General features: G+C 34.8%; 11 protein-coding genes. All 11 read right to left on the minus strand.

Annotated elements, in window-relative coordinates; all coding sequences use genetic code 11:
* Window positions 1-39: 39 nt before the first annotated feature.
* Window positions 40-879, minus strand: a complete 840-nt coding sequence (gene pheA, locus C3729_RS01535; protein ID WP_104792521.1) for a prephenate dehydratase — start codon at window positions 877-879, stop codon at window positions 40-42.
* A gap of 85 nt (window positions 880-964) precedes the next feature.
* Window positions 965-2,875: an acetate--CoA ligase gene (acs, locus tag C3729_RS01540; protein ID WP_104792522.1), complete on the minus strand. Its 1,911-nt coding sequence runs from the start codon at window positions 2,873-2,875 to the stop codon at window positions 965-967.
* A 45-nt stretch (window positions 2,876-2,920) separates the two neighbouring features.
* A complete protein-coding gene (locus tag C3729_RS01545; RefSeq protein WP_104792523.1) occupies window positions 2,921-4,813 on the minus strand; it encodes an acetate--CoA ligase in 1,893 nt (630 codons plus the stop codon).
* A gap of 76 nt (window positions 4,814-4,889) precedes the next feature.
* Window positions 4,890-5,252, minus strand: coding sequence for a response regulator transcription factor (locus tag C3729_RS01550; RefSeq protein ID WP_069796560.1), 363 nt, complete (start codon window positions 5,250-5,252; stop codon window positions 4,890-4,892).
* A gap of 35 nt (window positions 5,253-5,287) precedes the next feature.
* A complete protein-coding gene (locus C3729_RS01555) occupies window positions 5,288-5,641 on the minus strand; it encodes a four helix bundle protein (protein WP_104792524.1) in 354 nt (117 codons plus the stop codon).
* Between the two features lie 51 nt (window positions 5,642-5,692).
* Window positions 5,693-8,353, minus strand: a complete 2,661-nt coding sequence (locus tag C3729_RS01560) for an ATP-binding protein (RefSeq protein ID WP_104792525.1) — start codon at window positions 8,351-8,353, stop codon at window positions 5,693-5,695.
* Window positions 8,346-8,540 carry a hypothetical protein gene (locus C3729_RS01565; protein WP_104792526.1) on the minus strand — a complete coding sequence of 65 codons (195 nt, stop codon included), beginning with the start codon at window positions 8,538-8,540 and terminating at the stop codon, window positions 8,346-8,348. Before C3729_RS01565 ends, C3729_RS01560 begins: the two co-directional genes overlap by 8 nt.
* Window positions 8,541-8,629: 89 nt before the next feature.
* Window positions 8,630-8,857 carry a DUF6814 family protein gene (locus C3729_RS01570; protein ID WP_104792527.1) on the minus strand — a complete coding sequence of 76 codons (228 nt, stop codon included), beginning with the start codon at window positions 8,855-8,857 and terminating at the stop codon, window positions 8,630-8,632.
* A gap of 116 nt (window positions 8,858-8,973) precedes the next feature.
* On the minus strand, window positions 8,974-10,557 hold the full coding sequence (locus C3729_RS01575; RefSeq protein ID WP_104792528.1) for an MFS transporter: 1,584 nt from the start codon (window positions 10,555-10,557) through the stop codon (window positions 8,974-8,976).
* A gap of 45 nt (window positions 10,558-10,602) precedes the next feature.
* A complete protein-coding gene (locus C3729_RS01580) occupies window positions 10,603-11,844 on the minus strand; it encodes a hypothetical protein (RefSeq protein WP_104792529.1) in 1,242 nt (413 codons plus the stop codon).
* 95 nt (window positions 11,845-11,939) lie between these two features.
* Window positions 11,940-12,359: a helix-turn-helix domain-containing protein gene (locus C3729_RS01585; RefSeq protein ID WP_069796548.1), complete on the minus strand. Its 420-nt coding sequence runs from the start codon at window positions 12,357-12,359 to the stop codon at window positions 11,940-11,942.
* Between the last annotated feature and the right edge of the window lie 7 nt (window positions 12,360-12,366).

Genomic DNA, 12,366 nt, shown 5'->3' on the forward strand with positions numbered 1-12,366 from the left:
TCTATAATTTATAAATTTAATATTCTAAAAATCAATAGTTTAACTTTCTATTAAATATTCGTTATAGTGACCTAAAAATTTCACTTCTGTATCGAGAGATTTCAGTTCTTCTAATGCATTATTAGACAAGACAGGGTGCCATTCATTCGCCACATTAATGAAGAAAAAGTAATTTCCTAGTCCTGTTTTCAGGGTTCGGCTTTCAATTTTAGTTAAATTCATTTTTCTCCATGCAAAAACAGAGAGAACCTGATGTAAACCTCCTGCATGATCTTCTGGCAAAGTAATGATAAGAGAGGTTTTTTCGGTGATTTTATTTTGGGAAAGATTCAGTCTTTCTCCCTTTTTAGAAATAACAATAAACTTGGTGTGATTTTGTTCAATATCTTGAATATTCTGGTGAATGATTTTCAGTCCGTATAATTTTGCGGCATAAGAATTGGCAATTGCAGCATATTTTTTTTCAGGATTTTCGGCCACTCTTTTAGCAGCAGCAGCAGTAGAACCGAATTCTTGCTTAATCACATCTTTATATTCTTTGTCCAAAAAATGATAACATTGCGCCAAAGCTTGAGGATGAGAATAAATTTTCTCAATTTCGGTATTATCTGGGTGAATCATCAGTTGATGAGAAATGGGCATTACTACTTCTGTTTCTACAAAAATTCCGTCAAAATCATAAAGATAATCCAGCGTCATAGAAACAGTTCCTTCGATAGAATTTTCGAGGGGAACAACGGCTTTTTCTACCAAATCATCTTGAACTGCCTTGAAACAATCTAAAATATTAGACTGTGGCAAGAGTTCTTCATTGGGGAAAATTTGTGAAGTAGCAAGCTGTGTAAAACTAGCTTGTGGTCCGAGGAAAGCGATTTTCATAGAACAAATGTAAAAATTTTGAACGGAAAATAAAAACCTCCCAAAAATGAGAGGTTTTCGTGTGACCAAAAATTAACAATAATCATTAGTTGATCCTTCCATCTTTTATTTCGTCTACAATTTCTGGATTGAGTAGGGTAGAAATATCTCCGAAGTTGCTGAAATCTCCTTCGGCAATTTTTCTTAAAATTCTACGCATAATTTTTCCAGAACGTGTTTTTGGCAGGCCAGAAACAAACTGTATTTTATCTAATTTAGCTATTGGACCGATGGTATCAGAAATCAGCATATTGATTTCTTTTCTCAAGTGGTCTTTGTCTCTGCTTTCACCAGTTTCTTTTAGAATGACAAATCCGTACAATGCATTTCCTTTAATATCATGAGGGAAACCTACAATTGCAGATTCTGCAACAGCAGGGTGTAAGTTGATGCTATCTTCAATAGGTGCAGTTCCTAAATTATGTCCAGAAACGATGATCACATCATCTACACGACCTGTAATTCTATAATACCCTGTTTCGTCTCTTAATGCGCCATCACCTGTGAAATATTTCCCTGGGAAAGCAGTGAAATACGTTTCTTTATATCTTTGATGGTCGCCCCAAATTGTTCTGGCAATTCCCGGCCAAGGAAAACGGATACAAAGGTTTCCATCTACTTGATTTCCTGTGATTTCATTTCTTTTTTCATCCATTAGAACCGGTTGAATTCCCGGAAGTGGAAGGGTAGCGTAAGTTGGCTTAGTTGGCGTAACAAAAGGAAGCGGAGAAATCATAATTCCGCCTGTTTCGGTTTGCCACCAAGTATCTACTATTGGACATTTTTTCTTGCCAACATGGTCATTATACCAATGCCAAGCTTCGTCATTAATAGGCTCACCTACTGAACCAATCACTCTAAGACTTGATAAATCATGTTTTTCAACCCAAGAAGAAGATTCTTTAGCCAAAGAACGAATCGCAGTAGGAGCGGTGTAGAATTGCGTTACTTTATGCTTTTCAATCACAGCCCAGAAACGGTCTGGCTCTGGATAAGTAGGAACGCCTTCAAAAATAACCGTAGTTGCTCCGTTAGTTAGGGGTCCGTAAAGAATGTAAGAATGACCTGTAATCCAACCAATATCTGCAGTACACCAATAAATATCATTTTCTTTATAATTGAAAACATTTTTAAAGGTATAACCGGTGTAAACCATGTAACCAGCAGTAGTGTGCAACATTCCTTTTGGCTTTCCTGTAGAACCAGAAGTGTAAAGAATGAATAATGGATCTTCTGCATCCATAATTTTTGTAACGAAATCAGCAGAAGCTTTTGGATAATAATCATCTAACCAAACATCTCTTCCTTCTTTCATTTTCACTTCGGTGTTGGTTCTTTTTACCACCAATACTTTTTCTACAGAAGGTGTTTTTTCTACGGCTTCATCGATGATTCCTTTTAGGTCAATAGCTTTGTTTCCTCTGTAACTTCCGTCTGAAGTAATAATCATTTTTGCTTCACAGTCATTCACTCTAGAAGTTACTGCAGAAGCAGAAAATCCAGCGAAAATAACAGAATGTACTGCACCCATTTTAGCACAAGCCAACATAGTAACCGCCAATTCTGGAATCATCGGTAAATAAATACAAACTCTGTCACCTTTTTTTACGCCCAATTCTGTAAGAACATTCGCCATTTTGCAAACTCTCTCGTGAAGTTCACGATAAGAAATGTATTGCGCTTCTTCATTTGGATCGTTAGGTTCCCAGATAATCGCGGTTTTATCACCTCTTTCTGCTAAATGTCTGTCTAAACAGTTTTTGGTAATATTGAGTTTTGCCCCTTTAAACCATTCGATTTTGGCTTCTTCCATGTCAAATTTTACCACTTTGTTCCAGCGCTGATACCAAACAAAGTTTTCATCTGCAATTTTGTCCCAGAATTTTTTAGGATTCTTGATTGATTTTTTGTACTGCTTGAAATAATCAGGCAAATCGTGAATTACATAATTTTTCATATCAAATTTTAATTTTTTTAGATTCCTTGTGAAAGGAAAGTATCTTTATTTTCTATATTCTTCGAATTTTTCTTGAAGTTCACCAATGATTGCTTCATCATCTATGGTAGAAGGAATTTGGAATTCTTTTCCGTCTAACATAGTTCTGATGAGCTTTCTCAAAATTTTTCCACTTCGGGTTTTTGGGAGTCGTTTTACCACGACAATGTTTCTTAATGCGGCAACTGCTCCAATTTTTTCTCTAACCAATGCTATGACTTCTTTTTCAACTTCGGTTTCAGAAATTTGAGTTCCAGATTTTAAAACCACCAATCCGAAAGGAATTTGACCTTTTAAATCATCTTCTATTCCTACTACACAGCATTCTGCTACATCTTTGTGCCCAGAAACGGCTTCTTCCATTTCTGCGGTCGAAAGTCGGTGTCCTGCTACATTGATGATGTCATCTACTCTTCCAGTGATGAAAATATATCCGTCTTCATCTCTGATGGCGCCATCTCCAGAAAAATAATATCCTGGGAATTTTGCTAAATAACCATAGTGGAATCTTTCATAATCTCCCCAAATTCCCATTAAAGCTCCTGGAGGAAGCGGTAGTTTTATCACCAAATAACCTTCGTGATGTGCTTCTAGTTCGTAACCTTCTTCGTCAAAGATTTTAATATCATAACCCGGTATTGGTTTTCCAGCGGAAGCACGTTTTACGCCATCGTCTTCTACGCCGCGCATCAGTGATAACATAGGCCAACCAGATTCTGTTTGCCACCAATGGTCAATAGGAGTGATGCCTACTTTTTCTTCGTACCAGTCTAACGTGGCTACATCGCATCTTTCACCCGCTAAAAACTGGGTTCTGAAATGGGATAAATCGTATTTTTTGATGAATTCACCATCTGGATCTTCTTTTTTAATCGCTCTAATAGCAGTAGGAGCGGTAAACATCACAGAAACTTTATATTCAGAGAGAATTCTCCAAGTAATTCCTGCATCTGGCGTCATAATCGGTTTTCCTTCGAAAATAATAGAGGTATTTCTGTTGATGAGCGGTCCGTAAATAATGTAACTGTGACCAACTACCCAACCAATATCTGAAGCAGCCCAGAAAACTTCGCCGGGTTTTGCTCCATAAATTTTTTCAATGGAAAATTTAAGTGCGGTGGCATAACCTCCCGTATCACGTACTACACCTTTCGGTTTTCCTGTAGTTCCTGAGGTATAAAGAATATAAAGTGGATGTGTAGATTTTACAGGAACGCAATCTGCAGGTTCTGATTTTTCTAACAATTCTTGAAAATTGGTCAGTTGAGGTTCGTTTTCCCAATCTACTTTATTTCCCCAAAGTTGACGGTCAAAAACCACAATATGTTCAGGTTTATGAGCAGCCATTTCATAAGCTTCTTTCACGAAAGGCAAATAAGGAATTCTCTTTTTTACTTCTACACCAGCGCTTGCAGTAATAATTGCTTTTGGATTACAATCATCAATTCTAATGGCTAATTCATGTGGCGCAAAACCTCCAAAAACCACAGAATGAGTGATTCCTAATCTAGCACAAGCGAGCATTGCATAGGCAGCTTGAGGAATCATAGGCATGTAAATAATGGCATTGTCACCTTTTTTTAACCCTAACGATTTCAAACCTCCTGCGAATTTTGATACATTTTCTTTTAACTCGTTAAAAGTAATTTTCTGTTTCGTATCCGTAACAGGGGAGTCATAAATGTAGGCAACTTGGTCACCATAACCATCTTCTATGTGCTTGTCTATGGCGAGATAACATGCGTTCAACTCTCCATCTGCAAACCATACAGGATAGTTGTTTTCTCCTTGAGAAAGAATCGTTTGAGGTTTTTTGAACCAATGAATTTGGTCGGCTTGTTCTGCCCAAAATTGTTCCTTGTTTTCAATACTGTTCAAGAACATTTCATGCGCTTTCATAATTTTAGATTTTTTTGGATTTGGATTTCAGATTTTACACTGAAACAATTAATATTTTGTAGATTTTTTTTAAATTTTAAGCTAACAATTCTTCCACTTGCTGAACCAGTTTCTTGATAGAGTAAGGCTTGGTAACATAAGCATCAGCTCCCAGACTCAAACCTTTTTCGATGTCTGCAGGATTGGTTTTTGCAGATAAGAAAATGACTTTACATTGATTGAGTTTTTCTTGTTTTTTTATTTCTTGCAACGTGGTGTAACCATCTACATTGGGCATCATGATATCGAGTAAAATAATATCTGGTGTTTCCTCCTTTAATAATTCTAAAACTTCCGAGCCATCTCTTGCGATGAAGACTTCATAACCTGCTTTTCGGAAGGTGTATTCTAAGGTCATGATGATTTTGTGTTCGTCGTCTGCTATAAGTATCTTTTTCATTTTTATTTTAGATTTCAGATGTTAGACATCAGATTTTAGATTTTTAAATTTATTTTAAAACTGTAAATCATTTTTTGAATTTCATTTAATTCTGATAATAAAATGTTTACTTTTTCTTCTTTCATTAATTCTAGTTCTTTAATTAAAATAAGTTGTGTTTGGAGTTCAAAAGAAGAACCATTTGCGATTCCTAAAAAATGATTGAACTCGGTATTGCTATTTCTACCAGCGCCTTCTGCAATATTCGAAGGAATAGAAATGGCAGCTCTTTTTATTTGAGAAATTAATCCAAATTTTTCTTCATGGGGTATCTCTGTACATGCTAAATATATATTTTTTGCGAGTTGAATTGATTTTTGCCAAAAAATTAATTTTTCAAATTGATGCATGGTTATTTTATGTTTTTATAATTGATATTCTTATATCTAGTATCTCAAATCTCATGTCTCAAATCTCAAGATAATGTTAAAAACCACTCCAATTTCTTTATTTTCTGCGGAGATTTCGCCTTTGTGCGCTTCAATAATTTTTTTACAAATGGCTAATCCTAATCCTGTTCCTATGGGTTTTCTAATGTTTTGATTTTTGGATTGATAAAACTTATCGAAAATCAGTTCTATATCTTCTTCAGGGATTTTTTTACCCGTGTTGAAAATGCTGATGTTCAGTTGTCCCTCTTTTTCTATAAATTTAGTTTGAATCATGCCACTTTCATCTGTGAATTTGTAAGCATTTCCTAAAATATTCTGAAAAACTTGAATCATTCTGGCTTCATCATATTCGTATTCTTTTTGGTTCAATAAATCAATTTCAGAATGGTGAATATTTTTCTGTTGAATCAAATGCAGAATAGGTTTTAACGCTTTGTGATAAGTCTCTACAATATTATTTTTCTGAATATTAAGTTGAATAATTCCTGATTCTAACTTGTCTAAATACAAAATATCATTGATGATTTCGTTCAATCGGTCAGACTCAGAAATGATGTTTCCTAAGAACTCTTTTTTAATTTCGGTAGGGATTTCGTCATCGTCTAACAGAATTTCGCTGGCAGCTCTAATTGCGGTGATAGGTGTTCTGAGTTCATGAGCTACAGAATCTAGGAAATCATCTTTTTGTTTGTCTTTTTCAATCAAATTGGTGTTGGCAACTTGCAAATCTTCAGAAAGTCTTCTGAGTTGTTTAGACTGTTCGGTGAGTTTTCTATTGAGGGTGATGTTTTCTTTAGATTCTTCTAAAATATTGAGTACTTCTGGCAAAGAAATTTTATCTTCTTTGGTGACGCCTTCCACCAAAATTTTGGCAGAAGCAGTACCGATTCTTCCCGCCAAAAGGTTTTCCGAAAACTTAATCAAACGTGAGTCAGCAGTATCGGTTTCATCTGTAATATTGTATTTCATATTAAAGATTTTCAGCGCTTGTTTGGTTTTTTTTTCGCCTAAAAATCTTACCAGAATTTTTTCAATATCAGAAATATTCGCTTTTCCTTTCCAGATGTATGCGCCTTCATGATTTTGAATGTATTGGTCTATATCAATATAAATTTCTGCAAAATTTCGCTCTCTGTAATTGCCTTTTACACTTACTGAAATCACTGCAAAAAGGAAAGAATTGACTAAAATGCTCCAGAAAAAAACTTGAGCAAGGGTAGACAGATAAGGAATTCTAAAAAAATCAAGAATTCTATAATTTTCTAATGAAAATTCAGGGTTAATGGTCTGGATATATTGTGGAATAATCAAATTCACATAACAAATAATAACTCCCGCGATAATTCCTGTTACAGCACCATAATAACTGCCTCTTCTCCAAAAGATAGCCCCAAAAAATGAAGGTGCTAATTGAGCAATGAGTACAAATGAAACCAAACCTACAGAGAATAAACTGGATTTGATGATGAGGTATTTGTAGAATAAAAACGCAGAAATAATCAACATGAAAATGCTTACTTTTCTGATGCTCACAATATTCTTCGTATTGAAATTTTCTGGATTTTTCTTGAAAGTATCAATCCAACCGTAAGGAATAATGACATTGTTCGAAAGCATGACAGAAAGCGTAATACTCGAAATGATAATCATAGAAACACTGGCACTTAATCCACCTAAAAATACCATCACAGAAACCAATATATTTCCAAATTTTTGAGGAATAAGAATAGGGAAAAGCTCTGGATTTACATTTTGACCTTCAAAGAGAATTCTTCCGCCCCATGCAATTGGGAATACAAAAAAATTAAAAATCAAAAGGTAAAGCGGAAACAACCAAATGGCTGTTTTCAAGTGTTTTTCCTTTCTGTTTTCTACAATTGTGGTGTGGAATTGTCTTGGCAATAGAAAAATGGCAGACATAGAAAGGAGAGACGTAATTGCGAAATTAATGCTTCCTTCTAATCCATTAAAAGTGTTTTTAGCAGCAAAATCCTCAAATTTTTGAGCCTGTTGATAGATGTCTTCAAAACCATTGAAAACTCCATATGTTACAAATAAACCGAGGACTACAAAGAATATCAATTTTAAGAAACTTTCTACAGCTACTGCAGAAATAATTCCCAATCTTTTTTCTGAAGCATCTACATACCTCGTTCCGTAATAAGATGAAAAAATAGCAATAAGAATCACCACATAAGTCGCAGTATCGGTAAAAACATTGTCCGAGTTTTCAGAAAGGGTAATCTGATGAAAAGTATCAGAAATCGCTTTAATTTGGATTCCGATATATGGAATAATCGCGAGAATACAAACGATGGAAATCAGTGCGCCAAAAGATCTACTGTTTCCGTATCTCAAAGAAATAAAATCGGCAATTGAACTGATTTTATTGACTCTAGAAATTCTAATGATTTTATTATTGATGACAATCCAAGCGGGAATAATAATAATAGGACCGATGTAAATTGCCAAATATTCTAAACCTTGATTAGCAGCAACACCAATACTTCCGTAATACGTCCAAGCGGTGCAATATACCGCTAATGAAAGGGAATAAATATAAGGATTATTCGCCCAAAAATTACTCTTCTTCTTCTCTGCCCAGTAAGCAATGAAGAACAAAAGTGCTAAATAAAGCATGATGATGGCAAATAACTGAAAATTATTCATCAAATTTTTTAAATATTACAAAAGAAATGATACTTGAAGCGAACCAAATTCCGAAAATGTAAATGTAAATAAACGGAAGCCCAAAATAGGCTTTTACCTGATTGAACAAAAGCAAAATAGGTGCATTGAACAATACAAAAAGCACCATACTTAGAATCACCAATTTTTGCTCGTGTCTTTTTTTCATTTTTCAGAAGGGTTATCTAAAAATCAGAATTGAGATTTCAGTTTTCCAATGACTGAAAAAGCTGAAATCTCTTTATCTGATACCAAAAATTATTTTTTATCGGCAGAATATTCGCCTTTCAGAGCATATAAACCGAAAGTTGCTAATCCACCTACCACAATAGGCATTAAAATAAAAACGATGATGCTCCCGAAAACCAAGTCTTCTTGTTTACCCGAAGTTATTTTTGGAATTCCTAGAACAGTCAATCCAAGGTAAGCTACCACTGCTGCTAGAGCTAGCCAAACGATACCTAATATTTTTTTTATTGCGTCCATTTTTTTGTTTTTTAAAGTTAGTAAAAATTTTTAAAATTTTGTTGGGTGATAGAAGTTAGATGCAGGGTGCTGTTTTTTTTGTGTAACTTCCTGCATCCATCATCTCTCATCCATCATTAATCCTCTACATTTCTATCTTTTCCGTCTAGATAAATTACCCCAATGATTAAACTCACCGCTGCTACGATGATTGGATACCAAAGACCTTGTAAGTAATATTCTGGATTTCCGGCGTCTTTAGCCGAGGTTACCAAATAAGTAGCTACTGCAGGCAATAAACCTCCGAAGATACCATTACCAATGTGATAAGGAAGCGACATAGAAGTATATCTAATTCTGATAGGGAACATTTCTACTAAGAAAGCAGCAATAGGTCCATAAACCATCGTTACGAAAACAACTTGTAAGAAAACCCAGAAAGCAAGTGTCCATTTGGTAGTACTGTCTATTGTTTTCGTGATTTTAGTTTCTACTTTATCTTTTCCTTTTTCGTCTAGTAAAACTTTTCCGTTTTCTAGATGTTTAGTCACTACTTCTTTTACATTGCTTCCGTCTGCATAGAATTTTTGAGTAGTGTAAATAGAGTCTACTTTAGTTCCTTCTAGAACTTTAGCAGTTGCTTCAGAAGTGAATTTGTCTTTTAATTCTTGTTTTTGAGAAAAATCACCTAGTTTAAACATTTGGTTATAAATAGGTCTGTATGCGAAAATTGCCAATAAAAGACCAAGCATCATAATTGGTTTTCTTCCTACTTTATCAGATAACCAACCGAATAATACGAATAATGGAGTTCCGATAAATAATGCGGCTGCCATCAATGAGTCTACTTGTGCAGATTCTATATTCATTACTTTTTGCATGAAAGACATCGCGTAGAACTGACCAGTGTACCAAACTACACCTTGTCCCATTACAGCACCGAATAATGCTAACAATACATATTTAAAGTTGTATTTATTCCCGAAAGATTCTTTTAATGGATTGGTAGAAGTTTTTCCTTCTTTTTTAGCTTTTGCAAAAAGTGGAGATTCTTTCATGTTTTTTCTAATGATATAAGAAACGCCCACCATTAAAATAGAAATCCAGAAAGGAACTCTCCATCCCCAATTGTCAAATTCTTCTGCAGTTAATGAACTTTTAGTCACCAAAATCACGATAAGTGAAATGAATAAACCAGAAGTGGCAGTGGTCTGAATCCAAGAAGTCCAGTAACCACGTCTGTTATGCTCTGCATATTCTGCTACATAAGTTGCAGCACCTCCGTATTCACCACCAAGTGCTAAACCTTGTAATAAACGAAGAATTAATACTAAAACTGGAGCCATAAAACCGATGGTTTCATAACTTGGGATACACCCGATTAAGAAAGTAGAGAATCCCATGATTAATAAAGTAACCAAGAAAGTATACTTTCTACCAATAATATCCCCTAATCTTCCGAAAAATAAAGCTCCGAAAGGTCTTACTACGAATCCAGCTGCAAAAGTGGCTAGTGTAGATAAAAATGCTGCAGTAGGATTATCTGCTGGGAAAAATTTAGTAGATAAAACTACAGCTAAACTCCCGAAAATATAGAAATCATACCATTCGATAAGCGTTCCCAGAGAAGACGCCATGATAATACTCCAAAGAGTTGAAGATTTTTTACGTTCATCTACGTAAGCATCATGCTCTGCTTGTGTGTTAAATTGATGACTCATGTGTTTATTTTTTTAGTTTTGTTAATAATTTATTGATAAATTTTTTTAGAAAGAATAAGAAGCACTTACCAATGCGCGGAAATTTCCTACATTGGTTTCATTGTTTCCAGAAGTTGCATCGGTTTTTAAATCGCCCCAAGTTGCGGCAGTGTATTCTAATTCTGGCGAAATTTTAAATTTATTTTGCTTGAAATCTACTCTAGCTGAAGCTCTCCAAACATTATCTACCACTCTGGTTCCAGAAACACCTCTTACATAAAGTGATTTGTAATTAGCATCTTCTAAACCACTGTTTTTCGTGTATCCAAAGAAAACTCCAGGGGCTACATTCGGTTTATTACTCGCAATGTCTACCCAAAAAGCTGAGGTTTTAGTAGGTTTGTAAGAATCTATTCCGTTAGTTTCAGCATAAGAAGCATAACCACCAAGCATCACCAAATGATGCAAATTTCCACCAGAAATTCCATAGAATTTTGCAACTACATTTTCATTAGAATATTTAAAATATCCCATGAGCATGGTAGAATTGAGTTTTTCATCAGAAGCCAATCCACCACTGGTAATCACAGGTTTTAAAGATTGATATTCTGCACCTACACCTGCAATCACATTTTTGGTTTTGTATTGCAATTGTGCGTGTAAAGTAGGAGTAGTAGAATTAAAAGTAGGAGAGTTATTAGCGTTTCCAGAAACTACAGGAGCTTGAAACTCTCGGTCTTTGTAAGCGACTAAATCTAAAGAAAGATTTGAGGTTAAACTTTGTCTGAATCGAATTTGACCCACCCAGCCAAAAGGATTAAACATAATTCCCGTGCTGAAATTGGCAACTCCCGGGAAAACTTCAGGAACAAAAGAAGGGTACCAAGTCTGTCCTAAAGTAAGGGAAGATTTTTCCCAAGCCAATTGTGCATAAGCATGTCTTAATCTGAAAAGACCAATGCTTTCTTGAGTGTTTCCAAAGAAGTCGCCTTCTAATTTTCCACTCGCTTTTGCGCCCCAAACATTGGGACCTTTAAAATTTACACCCAATCGAGAAACTACTGATAAAAAATTACTGGCACCAGTAGCATTAATATCATCACCATTTGCATCTAATTTTTTGTCTAAAGGATAAAGGTTGAGATGGTATTCTCTCACTTGTGCAGACTGTCTCGAATCGAAAATATAATCTGCTCTTGCAAAACCATAGAGACTTACATCCCATTCTTTTGGTTTCTCTTGAGAGAATAAAGCATTGCTAAATAATAAACTAGCAATACCAGCGAAGATTAATTGAGTTTTCTTCATAATATTAAACAGTTTTTTGTGATTTTAACATCGCTAAACTGATAATAAAAAAAACTCTATAAAAATTTTGTATATATTTTTGTAAATAAGTATAGTTACTTTTTAAAACGTTCCCATTTTATCATCATAAACTTATCTCCGAATTCGGTAATGATGAGCCCAGAACCTTTGAGATTTTCTTCATTTCTGATGTATTCTGCCAGTTCTATTTGTTTGAAAACCTTATAAGTAGCATGGAAATCAGAATGTGGAGGTTTTTTTATATTGTATTCCTTAATCCAGGAACTGATGGTGACATGAGAAATACCCAGAATACGCTCTATTTCTCGTAAACTGAGGCCTTCTAAATAGAGTTGTAAAGCTTTCGTTACATAGTAATCATCTATCTTTTTGCCAATTTTATTGACGGTGAAATAGTAATTGCAGTCTCTACAAAAATAGCGCTGTTTTCCTTTAACAATGCCACTTTTTACGATTTCGGAGTTTTCGCATTTCGGGCAACAATTTATTTTCATATATACA

It is taken from the genome of Cloacibacterium normanense (assembly GCF_002943105.1).
Taxonomy (GTDB): domain Bacteria; phylum Bacteroidota; class Bacteroidia; order Flavobacteriales; family Weeksellaceae; genus Cloacibacterium.